Consider the following 24,518-nt stretch of genomic DNA (forward strand, 5'->3'; position numbering starts at 1 on the left):
AAAATATTTTAATTTGAATGAATGGAAAATATTTCCCTGTTTTTTGCACTATTCTGCGGAACAAGGGAAATATTTTTCGTTAATTTTATTAATATTGGAAAATAACGTAAGGATTGGCTCTAAATGTGACGAGAACAGTTAAATTATAACTCAGCCCATTTACGCATGAGATTATGATAAAGATTGGTGAGTTTAATGACTTCGGCATGAGTGTCACCGAGTTGCATACGCAGATTTTGAATCGTTTGATCTAAGGTAAACAGCATATTCCGATCAGCGTCATCACGCACCATACTTTGCACCCAAAAGAAGGACGCAGTTCGACATCCGCTACGAATCGCAGTGACTTCATGCAGACTTGATGACGGATAAAGTACCATATCACCCGCAGGTAATTTGGCTTCATGGTAGCCATAAGTATCTTCAATGACTAACTCACCCCCTTCATACTCATTCGGTTCAGATAAAAATAGAGTGCAGGAGAGATCTGTACGTAAACGCTCTTTAGTGCCACGAATGCGACGGATTGAATTATCGACATGGAAACCAAAAGATTCCTGATTTTCATAACGATTGAAAAGAGGAGGGATAATATCCAGTGGCAGGGCTGCTGAAAGGAAGAGAGGGTGTTTCCCCAATTCTTCTAAAATAATATTACTTAGATGGTGGGTTAAAGGATGATCTTCAGGCAGTTGCTGATTATTTTTTACTGTGGCAGAGAGGGTGCCTGCGGTAACTTTGCCATTGGCCCATTCGATTTTATCCATTTCTTCGCGAAAGTACTGAACTTGTTCTTTGCTTAATACATTGGGAATATGATGGATCACAGTAAATACCTTGTGGGAAATAATGACTGATAAAAAATAGCCTCATTATGAGGCTATTTTTGCAATAAAAGCCATAATTAAATCATGGCTTTTATTAAGGGAATTAGTATTTAAAGTTTACAGACAATACTGCGCTGCGGCCTTCTGCTTCAGTCGCATAATGCGCTGCATAGGCTTTAGTGAAGTAGCGTTTATCTGATAAATTGTTAATGTTTAACTGTAAGTCAACATTTTTATCTACATTATAACGAGCCATTGCATCGTAGCGAACATAGCCTGGAACCCATTTGGTATTCGCTGCATCACCATAGACTCTATCCATAGCCACTGCACCAGCGCCTAAAGTAAGCTGTGGCAAGACTTTATAGGTTGTCCAAAGGGTCGCTGAGTTTTTCGCAACGTTTTGAACTCGGTTGCCATTGGTTGGGCTTGGTTGATAATTTGGTGCTGTTGCAGTTCCTTTGTTAACAAAGCCAGCATCTACGATTTCACTGTCTAAATAAGTATAACCTGCTGATACTGCCCATTTATCTGTGAGATTACCATTCGCACCAAGCTCAATACCATCTACGCGTGTTTCACCAATGTTTCTTGTGAAACCATCAGTATCCAAAGCACGTGTATTTTCTTTTTCAGTACGGAAAATAGCAGCGGTTAAATTTAATTTATTATTTAATACATCCCATTTAGTGCCAATTTCGTATGTTTTAACTTCTTCAGGTTTCAGGTTGTTGATTGCACGAGATTGTTCATCTGTTGTGCTTCGGCCTGGAACGCTAATACCCTCTGAACCATCACCAGCATCCACACCTACAGGGTTGGCAGAAGTTGCATAGCTGATATAAATCGCGCCGTTTTCAGCTGGTTTGAAAGTAAGGCCAGCTTGATAGTTGAAGAAATCATTGCTTGAACTATATTTTGTTCCAGCTTTGATAAGTGTCGCACCTGAACCCGAATCTTGATTGTATTTCATATCAGTTTCAAATTTGTCCCAACGAACCCCCAGATCAAGTAACCATTGTGGGGTGATGGTGATGTTATCCAGGACATAAACTGATTGAGTTTTTGAAGTAATATTGGTGACATTCGGATTTGCTTTGATATTTCCTAACCATGCATCACCCGAATTAGGATTGTTTAGGCTTGTACACCAGCCATTTGAATTTGCTAATGAACAAGCATTGTTTGCACCACTACCACCGATTTTTGCAGTATTTGGATCAGTTACAATATTCGTTCCACGATCAGAATCTTGCTTAGAATATTCAGCGCCCGTATTAAAGCTGTGCTTAAGTGAGCCCGTATTAAATTTACCAGTTAATGCAAGCTGATCTGTAAAGGTATCTGTATTGGTTAAATTAGTATTAACTCGACGCCACACTTGACCATTTACAATATTGCCTTGTGTATCATCTGGTTGAGTCCATAAATAATCGTTTTTAGATTTGCTATAGACTGCTGTATTGCTCAGCGTTAAGTTTTCGGTTAAATCATGTTCTAACTTGATGGTGCCAATCTGATTTTCTTGTTTTTGAAAATCGCGATCTTTCCAACCATAATAGATACCTTGTTTAACATCTACAGGTTTCCCCGCAGTTGTTTTCTTAGTCGTATCATATTGATATGGAACACCAGAATCTGGTTCATCATTTGTTTTTAAATAGTAGTAACTCAAGGTCCCACGAGTGGCAGAATCTAAACCGAAGCTAATACTAGGGGCAATACCTGCACGTTTATATTCAGCACCATCATGTTGTCCCGCTTTTTCATTTTGGTGACCCATTACAACAACACGAGCCGCAACACCATTACCGAAATCTTTGTTTCCATCTAAAGTAATACGAGCATAATTGTCTGTACCACCAGAAATAGAGCCTTCTAAAGCATCGCCTTTTTTAGCGACTTTAGAAATCATGTTGATGCTACCGCCAGAAGTACCCGCACCACCTAAAGCAGATGCTGAACCTTTAGTTACCTCTACTTGTTCAATTGCAAACATTTCGCGATTTTGAGAGGTTGAGCTACGAATGCCATCGACATACATTGAACTTTCAGAGTTATAACCGCGAATGAATGGACGGTCACCATTTGGGTTACCACCTTCACCCGCACCTAGGGTAATGCCAGGAATGGTACGTAAAGCATCACTTAAGGTCGTAACTTGCGTGTCTTCAATCAATTGTTTTGAAATCACTGAAACCGATTTTGGTGTATCCAAAAGCGGGGCAACAAATTTGCTGTTTGCAGATTTATCTACTTTGAGACTTTGTTCTTGTTCAGCTTGAGCATGAATTGTTGGGAGTTGCATAGCTTGGTCTTGTGCAATAGCAGGTACTGCAATCACAGAAAGTGAAGATGCAATTGCAGAAGAAACGAGCTTCTTCCGTGATTTAATAAAAGACATTTGGCACGCCTAAACAGTGTAAAAATTTATGCAAAGAATAATCATTCTTATTTTTATATTCATTTGTTTTGGATTGGTTTTTCCAATTGTTTCTAATTATTACAATGGAAACTTTAATAATTTTTTGATCTTTACTGTTTAATATTGTTATTAATTTGTTGATTTTTTTAATTAATCTAATAAAACGATTGTATCTTTACTTTTGATTTTTAATTTGGATGGGATGCTACTATTCATTTAAATGAAGCTTAATTGATAATTTTATAAATTAAAACGATGAAGTTTTGAATATCAGTATTTTATCTTTAATATAGATCAATGTTACCTAAAGACTTTAGTTCTTTACTGGTGATAACTGACATTCTGGTTGTTCGGTTATGAATGGAGATAATGCTTTTTTTCTTGATGCTTTTAGATTGTCAAGACAGAAACTTGTTGTTTATGAGATGAAGTGTTTAGCAACCAGTACGAATAAAAGAGCAATAAAAAACCTGCGAGTGCAGGTTTTTTATTGCTGCTTGCTTATGACTTAGAAATCATAAGAGACAGATAGCCAGAAGTTACGACCTGCAAGGTAGGTGCCTGACATCCCTGAGCCAATTACCATATAGTCATAATAAGAGGCAGGATTTCCATTTGAATCAGTATATGAACCATTGCTAGTGAAATCTTTGTCAAGCAGGTTATTCACTGCACCATTGAAGCGCAGTTGATCATTCACACTATAGCTTGCACCTAGGTTGAATAAGTTATAACCCTTTAACTTGTTGTTGGTTGCATTGTAAATCAGAGCATCATCACCTGTAGTTTGTACGATGTCATAGCGTTTACGCTCAGATTTATACTCATGTTGTAACCATAGATCAAATGCGTCGTTAATATGCCAAGTTGAGGTCATATTAAAGGCATTTTTAGGGACATTACTTAGATATGAACCCTTATTTTTACCTTTGGTAATTTCGGTTTCCATATAGGTATATGCAGCTTTGATATCCCATTCAGGAATAATGCTATAGTTTAAGCTAAGTTCAACGCCTTTGGTTTCAGCCTCATCTGCATTGATTTTCTGTGAAAAAGCATTCTGAGTGATATGTGAACCATAACTCACACAACCTGGCTGGTTAGGATTAGTTGCGGAGAAACAGTTCTGTAATGCTGAACCCTCAGTAATTCGATTTTTAATTTTGGTAAAAAATGTGGTCGTACTCAGATCGAGATTGCCATTGTTATAGTTGAAGCCAAGTTCATAGTTGGTTGACTCTTCAGGTTTTAGGTTTGGCGAACCAACATTAAAGGTGGTGCCTTGTCCACTAATACTAACAATGCCTTTGTGGAGGTCTTTTGCAGAAGGGGCTTTATAACCTGTGCTCACCCCACCTTTCAACGTAAGATCGTCAGTTGCATTCCAGACTAAGTATGCACGTGGGCTAAATTGACCACCAAATCCAGAATGGTCTTCATAACGGCCACCAAGGGTAAAGCCGAGGTTGTCGAGGATGCGCCATTCATCTTCTGCATAGATAGAGAACGAGTCTTTTTTGAATGTCGCGCCAATGCCTGCAATATCATCTGCAATTTTGGCTTCTTTATATTCAGCGCCAACCGTTAATTTATGATCCGCAATCGGCATCACCACATGTGAATCGGCAACGAAATCAGTATTTTTTAAAGTACGATCCTGACCAGCTGAAGCATTACCCGGAAATGTATTGCGCGGGATGGTACGCCCAACAGTCTCAGTTTTAGTTTGACTGATATAAGAGTTCCATTGACCAAAGCTATAATCACCGTTATGACCGACGGAGATTTGATCGCGTTTAAACTCTAATTCATCTTTATAGCCATTAGCACGTGCAGGCGTATCAAGTGTTCCTAGGCGGTTATCGTCATTTTTATAGGTTTGGCTTGAGTGAAAACCATCAACCCAAAAATTATTTTGCTCATTTAATTTAAAGGATAGTTTGCCACCTACATCGTAGATATCAGCTTCGCTTGGGCGTGGGTCACGACCAGAAGTACCAGGAATTCGTTCAGATTTTTGACGATCTAAGTAAGAACCACGAAGTTGTACACCTAGTTTATCTTGAATAATCGGGCCATTGACCACGACGCTGGTTTTCCATGAATCGGCTTCGCCACCATGTTCCATGACATTGCCACTGACGGTGACATTACCATTCCATTCGTTGCTAATTTTCTTGGTAATAATGTTAATTACACCGCCCATAGCTTCTGAACCATAGCGTGTTGCCATTGGTCCACGAATGACTTCAATTCTTTCGATAGACGCGAGTGGAGGTAAGAAACCATTTGCAGACTCACCAAAACCATTTGGGGTGACATCTGAAGAGGTGGTTTGGCGACGGCCATCAATCAGAATCAGGCTGTATTCACTGCCTAAGCCACGCATTTTAATATTTAAACCAGATGTTTTTCCAATACCATCACGGATATCAATACCCGGAACATCTACAAGTAGATCGGCAATGCTAGTTGCATTTTTCTTTTCAATATCTTCTTTCGTCACCACACTAATCGAAGCAGGCGCATTTTTAATATCTTGTTCAAATCCAGCGGCTGATACCACAATGGTTGCAAGCTGGTGTGTATTGGTATTTTCAGGTGCTATCGTTGTATCTGCAAAAGCTGATGTGGTCATTGCCCCAAGTAATGCGAATGAAAGGGGGTGCAAATTAAATTTACTCATAACTAGAGTTCCAAAGCTGGACGAGAAAAAAGAAACAAATGCTCAAAAACAGCGCAAAGTATAGTGATAATACTTATCATTAACAACAAAAGATAACATTTGTTTTAAGATTGTTTTAAGAAAACTATGGTTTTCGATAAAATGAGAAATATATGTGCTTTTTTAGCATCCGATTTTGTATATCCAGAAAGTTGTCATATAATGTGGCACTTTAAAAATTGTTATTACTAACTAATATCGAGGAAGCCATGCAAGTAACGACTGAAGCGGTTTCGGGCGTTGCCCGTCGTTTAAATGTTTCTGTACCGACGAGCCGTGTTAACGAGCAGTTTGAAGCTCGCTTACAACGCACTGCCAAAACTGTGAAGATCAACGGCTTCCGTCCAGGTAAAGTGCCTTTGAATGTTGTTCGCCGTGAATATGGTGCGAGCATTTATCAAGAAGTTGTGAATGACATCATTCGTGATACTGTATTTGAAGCAATTCAACAAGAAAAAATCAATGCGGTCGGTATGCCGAACATTGAGAAAGTTGAAAACAAAGATGATGCTTTAGTTTTTGAAGCGACTGTTGAAGTTTATCCAGAAGTAGAAGTGAAAGCTTTTGCTGATCTAGAAGTTGAACGTAAATCATCAGAAATCAACGACAAAGACGTTGATGTGATGATCGAAAACTTGCAAAAACAACGTCAAACTTGGGCTGTAACCAAAGGTATGGCGAAGAAAGACATGCAAGTAACTTTCGACTTCGAAGGTACTGTTGATGGTGAGAAGTTTGAAGGCGGCGCTGCTGAAGACTTTAAATTGGTACTTGGTTCAGGTCGTATGATCCCAGGTTTTGAAGACGGTATCGTTGGTATGAAAGCTGGCGAAGAGAAAGTGATTGATGTAACTTTCCCTGAAGATTACCAAGCTGAAAACTTGGCGGGTAAAGCGGCTCAATTCAAAATCACTGTGAAGCAAGTTGAAAAAGCAAAACTTCCTGAGATTGATGCTGAATTCTTAAAAATCTTTGGTTTGACTGAAGAAGAAGGCGTAGACAAGTTAAAAGCTGATGTTCGTAAGAATATGGAACGTGAAGTTCGCAACGGTCTTCGTAACCAAGTTAAACAAGCTGCATTTGATGCGCTTGTTGCTGCAAACGAAATTGAAGTTCCAGCTTCAATGGTTGCTCAAGAAGTTGACCGTCAACGTCAGCAAATGATCCAGCAGTTCACTCAACAGTTTGGTGCTCAAGGTGCAGGCGCATTTGACAGCAGCATGCTTCCAGATGAGTTGTTCAAAGAACAAGCTGAAAAATCAGTTAAGCTTGGTGTGTTGGTCAGCAAAGTATTGGCTGACGCTAAACTTGAAGTTGACCAAGCACGTGTTGATGCTTACATCGATGACATGGCTTCTTCTTATGAAGACCCAACAGAAGTTGTTGAATACTTCAAAAATGACAAACAACAACGTGCTCAAATCGAAGCAGTTGTGTTAGAAGACCAAGTGGTTGATCACATCTTAGCTGCAGCTAAAGTAAAAGATGTTGCGATCAGCTATGAAGACTTATTAAAAGAGCAACAAGCTCGTCGTGGCTAAGCTTTTAAAAGTTGATTAAAGAAAAAGGCGCTTAATGCGCCTTTTTCTTTAGAAGAAGAGCGCGTGCCTTCATATCTTTTGTGAGATGCAAAAGCATTCATGTCAGGTCTTCAAACCCTCTGTTATGAAAGTGTTAATTTAATTCGAAATTGCCAGATTTTAGTCTAAATAATCGAATATTTCAGATTGAACCTTTTGCAATTTCATTGATTATCCCTCATATTGTTGGCATAGATCGAGTCACAATAATTTAGGAATAAGTAAACGTATGTATGTTCCAACAATTGAAAATGCTTTAGTTCCTGTTGTCGTTGAACAATCATCTCGTGGTGAGCGTTCATTTGATATTTATTCACGTCTATTACGTGAGCGTGTTATTTTTCTAACGGGTGAAGTTGAAGATAACATGGCGAACTTAATCGTTGCGCAGATGTTATTCTTAGAAGCAGAAAATCCAGAAAAAGATATCCATCTCTATATTAATTCACCAGGTGGTTCTGTGACTGCAGGTATGGCGATTTATGACACCATGCAGTTTATCAAACCTGATGTTGTAACTTATTGCATGGGACAGGCAGCATCAATGGGTGCATTCTTATTGAATGCAGGCGCAAAAGGCAAACGTTACTGCCTAGAAAATGCACGTGTCATGATTCACCAACCATTAGGTGGTTTCCGTGGTCAGGCATCTGATATTGAGATTCACGCACGTGAAATTCTGTTTATCAAAGAGCGTTTAAATCGTTTGATGGCTGAACACAGTGGCCAAGATTATGAAACGGTTGCGCGTGACACAGATCGTGACAATTTCATGACTGCACAAGCAGCCAAAGAATATGGTTTAGTTGACCAGGTACTAAGCAAACGTCCGTAATTTTTAGGGCCTAAGTTTAAGATTTAAGTTGTGGAGTAAATATGTCCGAACATCCTCAAGGACAAAAACATTGTTCATTTTGTGGTAAAACGCAATCTGAAGTTGGAAAGCTGATTGCAGGTGAGGACGCATATATTTGTAATGAGTGTGTAGATGTCTGCTTGGACTTGGTTCAAACCAGTCAACAAGTTGAAGCTGGCGATTGGGCAACCAAAGCCTTGCCGAAACCACATGAAATACGTGCTGCCTTAGACCAATATGTGATTGGGCAAGATGTTGCGAAGAAAACCTTATCGGTTGCAGTATATAACCACTATAAACGTTTGAAAGTGGGTCAGTCGACTCATGGGCATCAAGAGATTGAAATTGCAAAAAGTAATATTTTGCTGATTGGACCTACAGGTTCAGGTAAAACATTATTGGCGCAAACACTGGCTCGTTTGCTCGATGTTCCATTTGCGATGGCAGATGCCACCACTTTAACCGAAGCAGGTTATGTCGGTGAAGATGTTGAAAACATCGTGCAAAAGTTATTGCAAAAAGCGGATTACGATGTAGAGAAAGCACAAAAAGGCATTATCTACATTGATGAGATTGATAAGATTACCCGTAAATCTGAAAATCCATCGATTACCCGTGATGTGTCAGGCGAAGGCGTACAACAAGCATTATTGAAAATGATTGAAGGTACGGTTGCGTCTATTCCACCACAAGGTGGTCGTAAGCACCCACAGCAAGAATTCATCCAAATCGATACAGCCAATATCCTGTTCATTTGTGGTGGTGCGTTCTCTGGTCTGGAAAAAATTGTCCAACAGCGTCAAGAGAAAGGTGGGATTGGTTTTACCGCAGATGTGAAGAATAAAGATGACAGTAAAAAAGTCTCTGAATTGTTCCGTCAGGTAGAAGCAACAGACTTGGTTAAATTTGGTTTGATTCCAGAATTTATTGGTCGTTTGCCTGTGATTGCGACATTAGAAGAGCTGGATGAAGAAGCCTTGATGCAGATTCTGACAGAACCTAAAAATGCATTAACACGCCAGTATCAATATCTGTTTACCATGGAAAATGTAGATCTGGTCTTTGATGAGTCTGCGTTACGTGCAGTGGCGAAAAAAGCGCTTGACCGTAATACAGGGGCACGTGGTTTACGTTCAATTCTGGAAAATGTATTACTGGAAACCATGTATGACTTACCAAGTCGTACCGATGTTGGAACCGTGATTGTGGATGAAGCTGTGATTAATGGTACAGCGAAACCAACATTTAAAGCAGAGCGTTTACCACAGGTTGGTACGCCAGAACTGATTGAAAAGAAGGATTTGAAGGTGGTTGATTCTAAATCGGCTTAATTCTCATTCATCTAAAAAAGCATGAAAGGCTTGGCTTTTCATGCTTTTTTTATTTGCAATTAGGCGTTGAGGTGTTAATCTTAAAAAATTGAAAAAATCCGCATAGTTTTGCGCAGTTAAAAATAAATCCAAGAAAACGCCTTGAGGGATGTCATGCGTTATTTAATATTGTCATTATGTTGTGCAGGGGTGTTGGCTGGCTGTCAAAGTCATAAGACAGTTGAAGAAAAACCAACCGCACTGACAGCAACACTACCATCTGTTGATACAGCAAAAGAACCAGGTTTATTGGATCAATATCATGTCGGTGGTTTCAGCGTCGGTGGTTGGGTCAATCAGAAATTAGGCCAATATTACGCACCAATCAAACCACAAAATGAACAAGCTGCGATCGTTTATCTGTATCGTCCCGATACCCGTTGGAATCGTCAGGAAATTGCAGCAGCCAATTTATTTATTAATGGTCATCGTATTCCAAGCCTGTTACATAATCACTATTATTGGCTGGAACTTCCTGCGGGCACCTATCGTCTGAGTGTGAGTCGTCCACTGGTGGGACTGCATTTTCAAAAGCCAAAATATTTAGACTTTACTGTGGATGCTGCACAAACCTATTTCATTAAATATGATGAAGAAAATAAGATTTCACGCAGTGAACACACAGGTCCTTTTATGATTACACCTGAAAAAGTGGCACATCAGGAGATCGCGTTTACTCGTTTAAAATCATCGAGCTATAATTTCGTGGCACAAGATGCTTCAGGTAAGGTACGTTCTAAACCACAAGAATTAAAGCCAGCCAGATATGATGAGAAATCAGAAGTACATTTGGTGAAACCGTTTAAACTTTGGAATCCTTTGACTTGGTAATCACCATCAAGAAAAGAGCAGTTTATTCCGCTTGAATTAAGGGTTGAAGGATGGTGAGGAACTGCGCTTTCAATTGTGAGCTTTGCTCTGGATCGCTTAAGGTTTTTTGACTGATGTTGCTCATATATTGAAAAATATTGGTGCTAATCAGCAACGTTTTTTGATTGATCGATTGGCCTTCGGGTGTTTTTAAAAACTTTAAATACGCCTGTACTTCTTCTTCGCTCAAGGCATCGGCATAAATTTTCTCAATTGCCTGTAGGGTTTCCGGACGAGCAAATACTTTGGAACTGGTCTCTTTGAGAAGTTGGCTCAGTTCTAAAACCGCGAGATGCTCTTGAGTTGTGGTGAGTTTTTCTTTTCCCAATACCCGCAATAAAATAGTTTCAGCTTCAAGGTCAAGCGTTGGTTGCATTTCATCAAGTGACGTATTTAGCACATGTTCAAGGTCACTGAGTTGAACCAGTTCTTTGACTGATTTGCTTTGAGCGGGGGATGCAAATGTATTTTGTATGCCTGCGAGAAGGCAAAGTCCAATCACTAAGCTGAACATCGATTTATTCATCTCTATATCGCCTTATTCTTCTCATCTTTTTTATAATCTAGCAGAAGCTTTAGGCAAAAAAATAGCCGAATACGATGATTCGGCTATTTGAATTGTATGAATATTATGACGCAGCAGCATCGACCACTGGAATCTTGCCAATCTTGGCTTGCCAGATTTTTGGTGCAGTGGCATGGATTGAAGTACCATTCACATCCACCGCAACAGAAACAGGCATATCTTCAACCACGAATTTGTAGATGGCTTCCATACCTAAATCAGCAAAGGCCACGACTTCCGCCTCACGAACTGCTTTGGACACGAGGTAAGCAGCACCACCAACAGCCATCAAGTAAGTTGCCTGATTGTCTTTGATCGCTTCAATTGCCGCAGGACCACGATCCGCTTTACCAATCATACCGAACAAGCCTGTTGCTTCTAACACTTGGCGAGTGAACTTATCCATACGGGTTGCAGTGGTTGGGCCAGCAGGACCAACGACTTCATCACCCACAGGATCAACTGGGCCCACGTAGTAAATAAATTTACCTTTTAAGTCGACTGGAAGCTCTTCGCCATTGTTTAACATGTCAACCATACGCTTATGCGCAGCATCACGACCTGTATAAATGGTACCGTTCAATAATAAGGTATCGCCTGGTTTCCAAGCATTCATTTCTTCTTGAGTAATGGTATCGAGGTTGACACGCTTCGATTGTGAAGAATCCCAAGTCACAGCAGGGTAGTCTTCAAGTTTTGGTGCTTGAATATGCGCAACACCTGAACCGTCTAACTGGAAGTGTGCGTGACGAGTCGCAGCACAGTTCGGAATCATACCGACTGGTTTTCCTGCTGCGTGGCATGGGTAATCCTTGATTTTAATATCAAGGACTGTGGTTAAACCACCCAGACCTTGTGCGCCAATACCCAATGCATTCACTTTCTCGAAGATCTCGATACGGAGTTCTTCCATTTTGCTTTGTGGGCCACGACGAAGTAATTCGTCCATGTTGATTTCTTCCATAAGTGCTTCTTTTGCAAGCATCATGGCTTTTTCAGCGGTACCCCCGATACCAATACCGAGCATACCCGGTGGACACCAGCCTGCACCCATAGTTGGAACAGTTTTAAGTACCCAATCCACGATTGAATCAGATGGATTGAGCATCGCAAGTTTAGATTTATTCTCTGAACCGCCACCCTTCGCTGCAACGGTAATATCAACTTTATTACCAGGAACGAGTTTGTAGTGAATCACGGCAGGCGTATTGTCTTTGGTATTTTTACGACCAAAAGCTGGATCTGCTAAAACAGAAGCACGCAGTACGTTTGAGTTCTCTAGGTAACCTTGGCGTACACCTTCGTTGACTGCATCATCCAAGCTCATGCTTAAATCAAATTTAACATCTAAGCCGACTTCAAGGAAAACGTTAACGATCCCTGTATCCTGACAGATTGGTCGGTGACCTTCAGCGCACATACGTGAGTTGATAAGGATTTGGGCAATAGCATCTTTTGCAGCTTTGTTTTCTTCACGATCATAGGCACGGCTCATCGCTTGGATGAAGTCTTGTGGGTGATAGTAAGAAATAAACTGCAGGGCATCCTTGATTGATGTAATCAAGTCATCTTGTTTGATGATCGTTGTCATATCAAATTTCTCTTGAGCGGGCGATTAGCTGGCGGGCTAAATTATATGACAAAAAGGAATGAATGTGGGAGTTTTAGCTTAGATTTGGCTAAAGGTCTAAAGTGATTCTTCGATCTAAATTACATCAACAAAAGATGTGCTTTGGATTTTAGTTTTTTCTCAGTTGAGATGGGCTATAACCAAACTGTTTCTTAAAGCGATTGCTGAAATGACTGCTGGAGCTAAAGCCGAATTGTACGGCAATTTCAGTCAAATTGGCTGTACTCAGTTCAAGTGCTTGATGAGCACATTCAAGACGGCGTTGCATCACGTATTGGTGTGGTGGCATCTGCATCGATTGTTTAAACATATGCGCAAAATGATATTCACTGAGTTGCGCTTGTTGCGCCAGATCAGACAAGGTCAAACTCAAATGGAGATGTTGATCAATCCATTCCAAGAGCTGTTTCAGTATATATGGGGACAGTCCACCTTTGACCTCAGGTGCTTGCCATTGTGCATGACTATAATTCTTGATCAGATGATTGAGTAATAGCGTGGTCGCTGTACTCATCTGCAAATGATTTTCACGATGTTGCCAAGCACCATTCAGTAAGAAGTGCCGATAGATCATGGAAATTTGCGGGTCAGCCACAAAAATCTGCGGATTTAAAATAATCTGGCTTGGCTCGCGATCCCAGACTTGTTCTGCGACGCGTTGTAAGTGCTGTTCGGTATAGTAAAGATGCACAAAGGTCAGTGGATCACGTAGGTCCCAAGTGGACTCAAAGTCTTGTGGCATCAGGCACATACGATCTGGCCCGCCACCATTGTGCCAGCCTTGAGCCGTCTTTTGGTAGCTTTCATAGCCTCCTTGAATATACATGCTCAAGGTATGATGATTACTACAGACGCTGACACGGTCTTGGTTATTTTGCCACATGGCGAGCTGCATACCCGAACCCAGTTCTACCGAGTCGAGCAATTGTGCTTTATATTGCTGTAATTGATCTAGAATCTGATATTTCATCTTCTATTATGCAATGCCGAATATTCTCCAGTTTAGTGTAGAACTTTCAGCCAGCTTTGTCATCTGCTCAACAAATTCATCTAAAAAACGCAAGGTGATGACAATCACCGCAAGATCATGCAAGCAGAGAGAGTGCTCAAACTCGCAAAATAGCCGCTATAGAGATTGAGTTTGGTTTTAAGAATATGAATGCGCTGTTATATGCTTTGGTTGTGGTGATCTGGGGAACCACATGGATTGCAATTACCCTGCAACAGCAAAGTGGAATTTCGGCCAGTGTGGCGGTGTTTTGGCGCTTTTTTATTTCTGCCATAGTGTTGTTTGCTTTTGTTGTATTGAGTCGAAAGTTACAAAAACTGACAGGCAAAGATCATCTGTTTTGTATGTTACAGGCTTGCTGTATTTTTGGCTTTAACTTCGTCTGTTTTTATTATGCGGTGCAATATATCAGCAGTGGTTTGGAAGCGGTGATTTTCTCCATGGCGGTGATTTTCAATACCATCAATGCCAGATTATTCTTTGCCCAGCAGGTGTCGACGCGTTTTTATCCCGCTGCTTTACTCGGTGTACTCGGGATTATTGCCTTGTTCTGGCATGATGTGGTGGGAACGACTTTAAATAGCCATACTCTGCTCGGTATCGGGCTGTGTATTCTAGGGACTTATGGTTTCTCTTTGGGTAATATGATCAGTACCCGCCATCAAAAACATGGGTTGGATATTTTTACCACCAATGCTTACGGTATGTTGTATGGCTCATTACTGATGGCTGTGATTTCATGGTTTAGACAGGATAACTTTTTCCCAAGTATGCCATTCAGTGCAATCAGTGCTTTATTGTATCTCGCTATTTTTGGTTCTGTGATTGGTTTTACTGCGTATTTCTATTTGGTCGGACGGATTGGTGCAGGCAAAGCGGCCTATAGTACCTTGTTATTTCCTTTGGTGGCCTTAGTGATTTCAACAGTATGGGAAGGCTATCACTGGCAAATGAATGCGGTGATCGGAGTCATTTTAATTTTATGCGGTAATGCGATTTTCTTTGTAAAAGGGCCGCAGGGCAAGAAGGCGCAAGCACTTCGTAAGCCAGAATCTTGTTAAGATTTTGTTCAATGGCTTTAAAATGAATGACGCATAGTAGGCAATCAAATGGTACAGGAATATCTAGCACAGCATATTATTGAACTCTATCAGAAGCATGCTCGTGAATGGATCGAACGACGGGGAAAGGTTCTTTCTGAGAAAGTTTGGCTCGATCGATTTCTCAGCCTGCTACCAAACTCGGCGCATATTTTGGATTTGGGCTGTGGTTCAGCGCAGCCGATCGCTGCGTATTTTATTGAGCAAGGCTATCAGGTAACAGGTGTAGATGCTTCCGAACATATGATTGAAACAGCACGACAGTCTTTCCCAGAGCATGTTTGGCTGCAGCAAGATTTTCGGGAGTATCTTCCTGAACAAAAATTTCAGGGCATTGTTGCGTGGGATAGTTTCTTTCACTTAACCCAAGACGATCAACGCAACATGTTTAAGCGGTTTGCTGAATATGCACAATCAGGTACGGCTTTAATGTTTAGCAGTGGCCCTGCACAGGGGGAGGCGATTGGCGAACTCGGTGGAGAGCCGCTATACCATGCCAGTCTCTCAGCGGGGGAATATCAAACCTTGCTGCATGACAATGGGTTTAAGTTAATTAAAATGATTGCTGAAGATATGGAATGTACAGGACATACCATCTGGTTAGCTCAATACCTCGAATAAAAAAGCCCTTTCAATGAAAAGGGCTTTTTTAACTTTAATCAAAGCACAGGTTTAATATCATTGTGCCTGAATCGCAGTCAGGGCAATGGTAAATACAATATCATCGACCAAAGCACCGCGAGACAAATCATTCACCGGTTTATTTAAACCTTGTAGCATAGGACCGACACTGACCACATTGGCAGCACGCTGCACCGCTTTATAGGTGGTGTTACCTGTATTTAAATCTGGGAAGATAAATACATTGGCACGCCCAGCCACTTGAGAATCAGGGGCTTTTTGGCGACCAACACTTTCAACTGAAGCGGCATCGTATTGTAATGGGCCATCAATCAGTAAATCAGGGCGGCGTTGCTGTGCAATTTTAGTCGCTTCAGCAACCTTCTCAACATCGGCGCCAGCACCTGAGGTTCCAGTTGAATAACTGATCATGGCGATACGCGGATCTAGACCAAAGGCTCTAGCCGAATCCGCAGACTGAATCGCAATCTCGGCAAGCTGTTCAGCATTTGGATCAGGATTGATCGCACAGTCACCATAAACATAGACTTCATCAGGCAGTAGCATAAAGAAGATGGATGACACCAGTGAGTAATTCGGTGCAGTTTTAATTAACTGAAAGGCAGGGCGTACGGTATTGGCAGTGGTATGAATGGCACCTGAAACCAGACCATCGACCTGATCCAGAGCCAACATCATGGTGCCCAGCACCACGGTATCTTGCAACTGCGCTTTGGCTTGTAGTGCATCCAGTTTACCTTTACGTAACTCGACCATGGGTTCGATATATTGATCACGAATGGTATCTGGATCAATGATCTGTAAATCATCTGGTAACTGGATACCCCGTGCTTTTGCCACCTCAGCGACTGATTCCGGTTTTGCCAATAAAATACATTGTGCAATGCCACGAGTTTGACAAATCACAGCCGCTTGTACCGTGCGTGGCTCATCCCCTTCAGGCAGGACAATACGTTTCTTGGCTGAAATGGATTTTTGTACCAATTCATAGCGGAATGCTGAAGGCGAGAGACGTGGATGTAGATTATTTTGGGTATGTTGATCAAGCCAGTTATTGTCAATATGGCTGGAAACAAAACGCGTCACTTGCTCAGCGCGCTCAGTATCATCAATTGGAATTTCATTCCCAAAGCGCTGTAACAGTTGTGCGGTTTCCAACGTGTCGAAAGGAGTATGTAAGATCGGCAAACCTTGCTTAATCGCACTTTGGCAAAATTCCAGTACATTATCAGGGGGTGCTGTCTGCTCGGTTAAAACCAAACCCGCCAATGGCGTACCATTGCTACTGGCAAGACTGGCTGCCAGAATCGCATCCGTTCTTTGTGAAGCACTAATAATCAGTTCGCCGGCAATAAATTTATGCAGTTCGGATTCAATATTTGATGCAATCAAACTGGTGTGCAAAATACGACGTTGTTTGGCTTCACCTTGATGTAACCATGTGCCATTGATGATCGGGGCAATGTCCAGACTACGCGGCACGCTCAGAATATTACTAAATGGAACCAGACCGATAATTGGGAGTTCATCGGTTCCCATATAGCGGTTATAGCGTTGCAGTTCTAGCGCAAAGGTTTCAATATGCTGGTCTAAACGTAGACTTGGATCAAGTGTCACTGGAATTTCAGCTGTTCCCTCAGGTAGACCTTTGGTCCGCATGAATAAGACGCCTGTGGTGCGGGCTGAAGCGGCACCGCCGAATTGACGTAAATGTGCATCGACTTTTTCTGCTGTTTTACGTGGGTCGGCTAAATCTGCAGTGCTGACCAAGACCACTTGAGCATCCAGTGCTTGTGCAAGTGCGGCATTGATTTCACTGACAAAATGATCTTGCCCATTGGGTACCAGACCTTCAACGATAATGACATCATGATCGGCAGCGACTTGACGATGTAGGGCCACGGCCTCTTCAAGCAACTCATCGGTTTCACCTAAGGCAATCAGTTGTGTGAGTCGTTCATAGCTGATCGGTTCAACAGAAGGATGTTGAAATAAATGACGATACAGTGTGGTGGTGCGGTCTACTTTGGTATCTGCAATCTGAGAACATGGTTTTAAGAAACCCGCATTAATCCCTTTACAATCCAGCGCGTAGATCATACCTAAACAAGCTGAGGTTAAACCAACGCCTTCACCTGTGGGGATGAGTAAAATTGTATTCATAATGACCTTAAATATATCTAATCGGTTGATTAAGCAATTTTTTCAATTACTTGGCGGGTTTCTTTGGCAATACGACCTTCTTCGTCGGTTGGAATCACCCAGATTTGTGGACCTGTACCATCGTCGATACGGCCTTCACTACCGCGAGCCAAAGCATTATTTTTTTCTTTACTAAATTGAAAACCGAAATGTGTCAAATAGCCTAAAGTCTTTTCACGGACATAAGCCGAGTTTTCACCAATACCACCTGTAAAGACTAAACCATCCAGACGTGGTAGGCCGCAACTCATCGCCGATAAAGATTTGGCGAGGCGATAACAGAATACTTCAATGGCAAGTGTTGCACCTTCATGACCATTTCCAGAAGCTTCAACCAAGGTGCGCATATCATTGGACAGACCTGACAAACCCAGTAAACCACTTTCTTTATTGAGCATGCTGTCAATTTTCTGGATATCCCAACCGAGATTGCTGGCAATGAATAAATGCAAACTCGGATCGACGTCACCACTACGCGTGCCCATCACCACACCTTCAAGTGGAGTCATCCCCATCGAGGTATCGACACTGTGTCCATTCCAGACAGCACACGTTGAACTGCCATTGCCCAAGTGGGCACTGAGCCAGCCGCCTTCGTTCTTATGGCCGGCCAGTTCACTGGCACGTTCCGTCACATAAGCATGGCTGGTACCGTGGAAACCATAGCGACGTACTTGATAATCGGTATATAAGTATTGTGGCAGGGCATAACGATAGGCACGTTCAGGCATGGTTTGGTGGAACGCAGTATCGAATACGGCAACTTGCGGTAACTGGGGGAACAAGCGCAAGGTGGCTTCAATCCCAATCAAATGGGCTGGGTTATGCAAAGGCGCAAGTGGTGTTGCGGCCTCAATACGCTCAACCAGTTCGGGGGTCAGGAGTTCTGCTTTGGTGATGTCACCGCCGTGAACCACACGGTGACCAATGGCTTGTGGATTGTAATTGGCTAAGCGTGCCAATAAGGTCTCAAGGGCTTTGGCATGATTTGCATAGGGAATTGAAAGTTCCAGTGGTTCGCCACCAATCGTTACCCCTTTAATACGGGCATCTGCGGCGCCCAGATTTTCTGCTAAACCATAAATACGGTCTTCACGGCGTTCCGAAATGAGCGCGTATTTGATGGATGATGAACCACAGTTAATTACTAATACCGATATAGCCACGTTTGAACACCTAACAGATTTTAAATTTTATGATGAACACTTTGATCTTGCTGCAATGCATCAGGCAATGGGATCAAGCGCAATGTTTTAACATGGGATGTCATCTTGGCGAAGATAGACTTTAGCCTATACAACCCGTCTATAAATCAACCTATTCAGTATAGTTTGGAAATCATCTGTTCTTTTGATTGATCTGTTGGTTTTATCATTATTTTTGTATGCAAATATATAAAAAAACGAGAAAGATCAAGTAAATGGTCTTTCTCGTTTTTCTGTGAGCAAATGCCCAATTTTGTTATTGGCGGATTTGCCCATCACCAAAAACGATCCATTTTTGTGAGGTTAAGCCTTCTAGACCGACTGGACCACGTGCATGGATTTTATCGGTTGAAATCCCGATTTCAGCACCTAAACCATATTCAAAACCATCCGCAAAGCGGGTTGAGGCATTGATCATGACTGAGCTTGAATCCACACGTGCCAAGAACTCACGAGCTAGACTAAAGTTTTCAGTAATAATCGCATCGGTATGGTGTGAACCATACTTATTGATATGCTCAATTGCTTCATCCATCCCAGTCACTACTTTGATTGCAAGAATTGGACCGAGATATTCGGTATACCAATCTTCTTCTGTCGCTGTTTTTACAGAGATGCCTAAAATACGTTGGGTTTCCGCACAGCCACGTAGCTCAACTTGTTTTTCTGCATAGAGTTCAGCAATACGTGGTAAGAACTCTTCCGCAATCGCTTCATCGACCAATAAGGTCTCCATAGCATTACACACGCCATAGCGATGCGTTTTGGCATTGAGTGCGATGGGTAAGGCTTTTTGCAGGTCTGCTTGTGCTTCAACGAACACATGGCAGTTACCGTCTAAGTGCTTAATCACAGGAATACGTGCTTCATTGCTGATACGCTCAATCAGGCTTTTACCGCCACGTGGCACAATCACGTCTACGAATTCAGTCATGGTAATCAGATGACCGACTGCGGCACGATCTGGTGTATCAATCACTTGAACCGCATGCTCAGGCAGACCTGAAATTTGCAGACCGTGCTGAATCGCCGTTGCAATTGCTTTATTCGACTCTAGTGCTTCTGAACCACCACGTAAAATAATCGCGTTGCCAGATTTCAACGCCAATGAAGCTGCTTCAAGTGTCACATTCGGTCTAGATTCATAAATCATGCCGATCACACCCAAAGGCACACGCATTTTTCCAAGCTGAATTCCTGAAGGACGATAAGCGAGGTCTGTAATTTCTCCGATCGGATCAATCAAGGCAATCACATCTTTTAAGCCTTGTAACATGCCTTTGAAACGTGCGGGAGTAAGCTCTAAACGATCGAGCAAAGCATTGTCCAATTGGCGTTGGCGACCATTGTCCATATCAATTTGATTGGCTGCTAAAATTTGGGCTTGATTATTTTCCAAAGCCGTATAGATTGCAGACAGGGCATGGTTTTTCAAATGTGTCGATGCACTCGTTAAAATACGAGAGGCTTGACGTGCTTGAGCACCGACCTGTTGCATATAATTTTGAATAGAGTCTTGCATAGCAGTTTGAGATTTGCATGTATTTATAAAGATAGTAACAGTCAACGGCTGAACAATGAATAGGCTGAACTGACAATTCAAAAAATTATAAAGCGTTAATTGGCACAATTTTTTTTATTTTAGTGCGATGAAGATATTGAATCTAAAGTCGAGATTACATATTTTGCAAAAGATTATGGAGCGAAACAAGATAAGTGGTTAAGGAAATGATTGCGTATAAAACGTGCATATGTATAGAATGAAAAAGTATAGGATAAATGTAATACAAATTTTATAAATTTGTTAACTTGCAAGTAGAAGTCGCTGAAAATGAGATGCTTGCAACACAAAAATAAACAAGGATGGAGGAAGGGCATGAATTCCATTATCCAAATGGACTCGGATATAAATCATACCTACACAGGCTTTGGTTTTTTCGACATTTACAATAAAAACAGTTTTAAACAACCAGCGCGTACCACGTGGATTGATGGTTGGAAAATTGAATATATGGCAATTGCAGATCCGAAAACGATCTACAACACGCCGATTGTAATTGTCGGAGGCGCATTTCAAAACTTTAACTCTTATAAGTATTGTGTTGAGCAACTTTTCGAGAGTGGGCCAGTCATTTTAATTGATTTACCTTCGATGGGTGCGAATCAGCAAATTCGCAATGTTGATACGGGTGAATCTGCAGGTATTTTAGAACTGCCAGATTTATCTAAAATGTTGGGTCAATGGCTGGATATTGTTGGGATTGATAAAGTTTCAATGATGGGCATGTCATTGGGTTCCGTGGTGGCTTCGTCTTTTGCAGACCAACGCCCTGAGTTGATTGACCGTATGGTTTTGATGGGGGTGATGCAGAAAACCCGTAAAAGCTGGCGGATGCTGCTCGAAGAATCGCTGCATTTAATGCGTGAAGACCGGATGGAAGAGTTTGGTCAGGCTGTGATTCTTTATTTGGTCAATCACGCCAAACTTGATAAAACGAGAATGTCGCCAACAGCAAAGCGTTTGTTCTTTAAACAGATGGCTGAGTTTAGTGCAACTGAGCGCGAACGTTATGAAATCAACTGCAATCGCTTGTTGCGCTTAAGCGATGTTCCTGTACCACAATGTAAAACCTTGGTGGCAGCAGGGCAGTATGACAGTTTTACTCTACCGCATGAAAATGCAGATTTTGCATTGCAGTGTCAGGATATGCAGTTTGCATTGATTGCCAATGCCGATCATGTACCACAATTGCAGCGCCGTAAAGAAACCATGAATTTGTTTACCACCTTTTTAAAAGGTGAATCCATAGACAATCTAGATGGCATTATCTCAATGACACGGGAACAAATGCAGCAGATTGAACGTCGTGGTGAAGAGCGTATTACGGTCTTACAGCCTGAAAGCAAATTATCGCATCGCCATCTTACGACAGAAGCTGATGTGCAGATCGTTGATATCACTTTCTTTGGCGTGTATTTAAAGCTTCACAATATTGAGCAACTTGATTTTATCAATCAACATCCACGTGATTTAGCCTTACATTTAGCTGATGAAGAGGGTGAGTTTAAAATTGAATGTTTAATCTTTGATGCAACTGAGCAAGGACTGCGCATCTTATTTAAACACGGCAGTTTTGATATCGCAGAGCGTTTGACTCGTTTTATTCAACGCCAACAGCCAACTGAATAACGAGTATTTCAAGATTAAAAAAGTGGCAATTTGCCACTTTTTTTGTGCGCTTATTTATTGGTGGCTTGAATCATCCAGACTAGGTCGCCTAAGTGTTGCTGCGTACTTTCTAAAGTGACTTGTTGAAAAAATTGCTTGGGTTGTAACACCTCAACGTGATTAAAGCCAGCTTCATGAAAAAACTGTTCAACCTCGGCAGGGGTTTGAAAATGAAAGCTAAACGCACTGCGCGACATCCATTTTAATAAACGGCTACTGTTCCAGATAATGGTGGCGAGTTTGTTTTGAGTCGGTTCTGGATAGATGTCTGTTAAATAATGCAGCGTTTTAAAGCCTTGGCCGTAATTGGCAATGGCTTGAATCAGTTGCTGTAACATTGGTTTTTCAAAGTAATTGATCAGTCCCTCGCTGATAATCACCAAAGGCCGTTGAGGATCAAATACTTCAAAGGCAGAGGCAAAAGCATCGGTAAATAAGTCGATAGACAGTACAGCATCAGTATTGCTTTCAATTTGCTGTAGTGCCGCTTGTTTGGTGGCAGCCATGTCAGGCAAATCCAGTTCACGGTAAGTGATCGTTGGGTAATGTTGTCTAAACCACCAGCCACGTGGGGATAAGCCACAGGCAATTTCTAGCACTTGCAGGTCAGGATGTTGCTCAATCAGTGCTTTTAACTGGTTGTCGAGCATGCTGTGACGTTGTTTCAGTGTAGTGCGCATGCTGCCACCGACATATTTTTCTGCCCAGCTCTCAATTGGATGAACGAGAGCCGCTAAAGTTTTTCCTTTTGCTGTTGCCAGTGCTGGATGTGAAATCCCCATTTGATACCAGATATAGCCGGTGTAGTGTGCGGTAAATGAAATGTGGCGGTGTTTTGAAAGTTGTTGTGTCATCTGTCCTAGACTCTATTTTCCTAATTTAGATATATAAAATTAATCTCTTTTTTAAGCTGAGATTTTCCACCAAATCCGATTTTAGGTTTGTTATTTACTATCGTGGGGCGGCATGGATGCCGCCGTTGGGCTGGGTTTACAAGGATGTACCCTCAGCCTAACAAAGGATTTTTGCTTACTTTTCATCCCTGAAAAGTAAGTCGAGCCGAAGGCAAAACTCTTTAATCAGATGAGCACTCGGCAAGATTCCATTATGTTAATAAAACAATGAAAAACTCTAAGTAAAGTTAGAACGAATTCTTAAACTCTTCAATGACTTTTCTGACGCTGTGCCAGTTTTCATCATCTAAAGTCAACGTCGTGCCGACTTGGATATTTGGAATTTTACCGCGCATACGTTCTAAGCGTTGTTGATTTGGTAACGCCAATGTTTGGATGCCATCCAAGGCGGTACATGCAGCTGCACGGTCATTACAGACCAGCCCCATATCACAGCCTGCTTTTAAAGCGGCTTGGATACGTGCATCTGCACCACCTGCGACACAGGCAGCCTGCATGCTCAAGTCATCTGAGAATAATACGCCGTCAAATTTAAGCTGTTGACGTAAGATTTCCTGTAACCAAAACGGTGAAAAGCCTGCTGGGTTTGGATCAACTTGGTCATAGATCACATGAGCAGGCATCAATGCATCCAGTTGCGGCATCAGCTTGATAAAGCTTTGCATATCTTTGTCGTAGATTTCTTGGTACGAGCGGCTATCAATTGCAGCGGCAACGTGCGAGTCAGCCTTGACTGAACCATGTCCTGGGAAATGTTTTCCTGTCGTTGCCATACCTGCTTTTTTCATACCACGCATAAAGGCATCTGCCAGTGGCACGATGTCTTGCATATTTTTGGCAAAACCACGATCACCGATCACATCACTCACATCATTCAGGTCTAAAACTGGGGCAAAGCTAAAATCAATACCGACTGCGAGAACTTCGATTGCCATTAACCAGCCGCATTGCTCAGCCAGTTCAAGTGCTTGTTGTGGATTGCTGAGGTAGCGCTCACCCAATCGACCCATGGCTGGAAGTAAGGTAAAGCCTTGTCTTAAGCGTTGGACGCGACCACCTTCCTGATCCACCGCAATCAGAATCTCTGGACGGATTTGGCGCATATGGTCGGTTAAGGCACGAACTTGTTGAGGGGATTCAATATTTCGTGCAAATAAAATCATGCCGCCGACTTGTGGAGCTTGTAAGAGTTCAATATCTTCTTGGGTAAGTTCTGTGCCAGCAATATCCAGCATCAATGCGCCGATCATAAGGATTCCGTTTGAATTTTGATAAAAAAATGATGAAAAAAACGATAGCTAAATTGTGCAATGATTTGCTACATTTTGTCAGTACAGAATATGATAAAACTAGATGATATTGATGATAA

General features: G+C 41.7%; 18 protein-coding genes. 7 read left to right on the top strand and 11 right to left on the bottom strand.

All coding sequences use genetic code 11. The features are described 5' to 3' along the window. Nucleotides 1-143: 143 nt before the first annotated feature. From F907_RS13445 to F907_RS13435, 3 genes are all read right to left on the bottom strand, one after another. Nucleotides 144-827 carry a Fe2+-dependent dioxygenase gene (locus F907_RS13445; RefSeq protein ID WP_016651552.1) on the bottom strand — a complete coding sequence of 228 codons (684 nt, stop codon included), beginning with the start codon at nt 825-827 and terminating at the stop codon, nt 144-146. Nucleotides 828-930: 103 nt separating this feature from the next. Continuing rightward, on the bottom strand, nt 931-3,231 hold the full coding sequence (locus F907_RS13440) for a TonB-dependent receptor (protein ID WP_016651553.1): 2,301 nt from the start codon (nt 3,229-3,231) through the stop codon (nt 931-933). Nucleotides 3,232-3,760: 529 nt separating this feature from the next. Then, nucleotides 3,761-5,938 carry a TonB-dependent receptor domain-containing protein gene (locus F907_RS13435; protein ID WP_016651554.1) on the bottom strand — a complete coding sequence of 726 codons (2,178 nt, stop codon included), beginning with the start codon at nt 5,936-5,938 and terminating at the stop codon, nt 3,761-3,763. Nucleotides 5,939-6,186: 248 nt separating this feature from the next. Here F907_RS13435 and tig point away from each other — a divergent pair, with 248 nt between their 5' ends. The 4 genes from tig (at nt 6,187) to F907_RS13415 (ending at nt 10,614) form a co-directional block, all read left to right on the top strand. Next, complete coding sequence (gene tig / locus F907_RS13430) at nt 6,187-7,518, top strand: trigger factor (RefSeq protein WP_016651555.1); 1,332 nt, start codon at nt 6,187-6,189, stop codon at nt 7,516-7,518. Between the two features lie 268 nt (nt 7,519-7,786). Then, nucleotides 7,787-8,392 carry an ATP-dependent Clp endopeptidase proteolytic subunit ClpP gene (gene clpP, locus F907_RS13425; RefSeq protein ID WP_004877521.1) on the top strand — a complete coding sequence of 202 codons (606 nt, stop codon included), beginning with the start codon at nt 7,787-7,789 and terminating at the stop codon, nt 8,390-8,392. A gap of 41 nt (nt 8,393-8,433) precedes the next feature. Then, nucleotides 8,434-9,744, top strand: a complete 1,311-nt coding sequence (clpX, locus tag F907_RS13420; RefSeq protein ID WP_005276204.1) for an ATP-dependent Clp protease ATP-binding subunit ClpX — start codon at nt 8,434-8,436, stop codon at nt 9,742-9,744. 153 nt (nt 9,745-9,897) lie between these two features. Further along, a complete protein-coding gene (locus F907_RS13415) occupies nt 9,898-10,614 on the top strand; it encodes a DUF2846 domain-containing protein (protein WP_005276206.1) in 717 nt (238 codons plus the stop codon). Between the two features lie 22 nt (nt 10,615-10,636). Here the strand turns inward: F907_RS13415 and F907_RS13410 are convergent, their stop codons facing one another. From F907_RS13410 to F907_RS13400, 3 genes are all read right to left on the bottom strand, one after another. Further along, complete coding sequence (locus tag F907_RS13410; protein WP_005238664.1) at nt 10,637-11,179, bottom strand: DUF2059 domain-containing protein; 543 nt, start codon at nt 11,177-11,179, stop codon at nt 10,637-10,639. Nucleotides 11,180-11,282: 103 nt separating this feature from the next. Next, nucleotides 11,283-12,809 carry a fumarate hydratase gene (locus tag F907_RS13405; protein ID WP_005238666.1) on the bottom strand — a complete coding sequence of 509 codons (1,527 nt, stop codon included), beginning with the start codon at nt 12,807-12,809 and terminating at the stop codon, nt 11,283-11,285. Nucleotides 12,810-12,957: 148 nt separating this feature from the next. Next, nucleotides 12,958-13,818, bottom strand: a complete 861-nt coding sequence (locus F907_RS13400) for a helix-turn-helix transcriptional regulator (RefSeq protein ID WP_016651556.1) — start codon at nt 13,816-13,818, stop codon at nt 12,958-12,960. 185 nt (nt 13,819-14,003) lie between these two features. Between F907_RS13400 and F907_RS13395 the strand changes: the two genes are divergently transcribed. Both F907_RS13395 and F907_RS13390 read left to right on the top strand, forming a co-directional pair. Then, the gene (locus F907_RS13395; RefSeq protein WP_016651557.1) at nt 14,004-14,918 is read left to right on the top strand and encodes a DMT family transporter; all 915 of its coding nucleotides are present in this window, start codon (nt 14,004-14,006) and stop codon (nt 14,916-14,918) included. A gap of 48 nt (nt 14,919-14,966) precedes the next feature. After that, entirely contained in the window at nt 14,967-15,578 is a 612-nt protein-coding gene (locus F907_RS13390; RefSeq protein ID WP_016651558.1) for a class I SAM-dependent methyltransferase, read from the top strand. 57 nt (nt 15,579-15,635) lie between these two features. Here F907_RS13390 and pta read toward each other — a convergent pair whose 3' ends face one another. The 3 genes from pta to F907_RS13375 all read right to left on the bottom strand — a co-directional run bounded on the left by pta (nt 15,636) and on the right by F907_RS13375 (nt 20,528). Further along, nucleotides 15,636-17,762, bottom strand: coding sequence for a phosphate acetyltransferase (pta, locus tag F907_RS13385; RefSeq protein ID WP_016651559.1), 2,127 nt, complete (start codon nt 17,760-17,762; stop codon nt 15,636-15,638). A gap of 29 nt (nt 17,763-17,791) precedes the next feature. Beyond that, nucleotides 17,792-18,967, bottom strand: coding sequence for an acetate/propionate family kinase (locus F907_RS13380; protein WP_016651560.1), 1,176 nt, complete (start codon nt 18,965-18,967; stop codon nt 17,792-17,794). Nucleotides 18,968-19,262: 295 nt separating this feature from the next. Then, entirely contained in the window at nt 19,263-20,528 is a 1,266-nt protein-coding gene (locus F907_RS13375; RefSeq protein ID WP_005276227.1) for a glutamate-5-semialdehyde dehydrogenase, read from the bottom strand. A gap of 354 nt (nt 20,529-20,882) precedes the next feature. Here F907_RS13375 and F907_RS13370 point away from each other — a divergent pair, with 354 nt between their 5' ends. Continuing rightward, entirely contained in the window at nt 20,883-22,196 is a 1,314-nt protein-coding gene (locus F907_RS13370; RefSeq protein ID WP_016651561.1) for an alpha/beta fold hydrolase, read from the top strand. A 50-nt stretch (nt 22,197-22,246) separates the two neighbouring features. Here the strand turns inward: F907_RS13370 and F907_RS13365 are convergent, their stop codons facing one another. Together F907_RS13365 and nagZ are read right to left on the bottom strand one after the other, a co-directional pair. Continuing rightward, on the bottom strand, nt 22,247-23,089 hold the full coding sequence (locus F907_RS13365) for a class I SAM-dependent methyltransferase (protein ID WP_016651562.1): 843 nt from the start codon (nt 23,087-23,089) through the stop codon (nt 22,247-22,249). Between the two features lie 287 nt (nt 23,090-23,376). Continuing rightward, nucleotides 23,377-24,399 (bottom strand): beta-N-acetylhexosaminidase, encoded by a 1,023-nt coding sequence (gene nagZ, locus F907_RS13360; RefSeq protein WP_016651563.1) that lies wholly within the window; start codon nt 24,397-24,399, stop codon nt 23,377-23,379. Nucleotides 24,400-24,518 lie beyond the last annotated feature (119 nt).

Source organism: Acinetobacter colistiniresistens (assembly GCF_000413935.1).
In the GTDB taxonomy this organism is placed as follows: Bacteria; Pseudomonadota; Gammaproteobacteria; order Pseudomonadales; family Moraxellaceae; genus Acinetobacter; species Acinetobacter colistiniresistens.

Coding starts and splice junctions, on each gene's coding strand:
- nagZ (WP_016651563.1), bottom strand. CDS start 24,399: ATGATCGGCGCATTGATGCTGGATATTGCTGGCACAGAACTTACCCAA.
- F907_RS13400 (WP_016651556.1), bottom strand. CDS start 13,818: ATGAAATATCAGATTCTAGATCAATTACAGCAATATAAAGCACAATTG.
- F907_RS13410 (WP_005238664.1), bottom strand. CDS start 11,179: ATGAATAAATCGATGTTCAGCTTAGTGATTGGACTTTGCCTTCTCGCA.
- tig (WP_016651555.1), top strand. CDS start 6,187: ATGCAAGTAACGACTGAAGCGGTTTCGGGCGTTGCCCGTCGTTTAAAT.
- F907_RS13405 (WP_005238666.1), bottom strand. CDS start 12,809: ATGACAACGATCATCAAACAAGATGACTTGATTACATCAATCAAGGAT.
- clpP (WP_004877521.1), top strand. CDS start 7,787: ATGTATGTTCCAACAATTGAAAATGCTTTAGTTCCTGTTGTCGTTGAA.
- F907_RS13435 (WP_016651554.1), bottom strand. CDS start 5,938: ATGAGTAAATTTAATTTGCACCCCCTTTCATTCGCATTACTTGGGGCA.
- F907_RS13395 (WP_016651557.1), top strand. CDS start 14,004: ATGAATGCGCTGTTATATGCTTTGGTTGTGGTGATCTGGGGAACCACA.
- F907_RS13370 (WP_016651561.1), top strand. CDS start 20,883: ATGAATTCCATTATCCAAATGGACTCGGATATAAATCATACCTACACA.
- pta (WP_016651559.1), bottom strand. CDS start 17,762: ATGAATACAATTTTACTCATCCCCACAGGTGAAGGCGTTGGTTTAACC.
- F907_RS13365 (WP_016651562.1), bottom strand. CDS start 23,089: ATGACACAACAACTTTCAAAACACCGCCACATTTCATTTACCGCACAC.
- F907_RS13390 (WP_016651558.1), top strand. CDS start 14,967: ATGGTACAGGAATATCTAGCACAGCATATTATTGAACTCTATCAGAAG.
- F907_RS13415 (WP_005276206.1), top strand. CDS start 9,898: ATGCGTTATTTAATATTGTCATTATGTTGTGCAGGGGTGTTGGCTGGC.
- F907_RS13440 (WP_016651553.1), bottom strand. CDS start 3,231: ATGTCTTTTATTAAATCACGGAAGAAGCTCGTTTCTTCTGCAATTGCA.
- clpX (WP_005276204.1), top strand. CDS start 8,434: ATGTCCGAACATCCTCAAGGACAAAAACATTGTTCATTTTGTGGTAAA.
- F907_RS13375 (WP_005276227.1), bottom strand. CDS start 20,528: ATGCAAGACTCTATTCAAAATTATATGCAACAGGTCGGTGCTCAAGCA.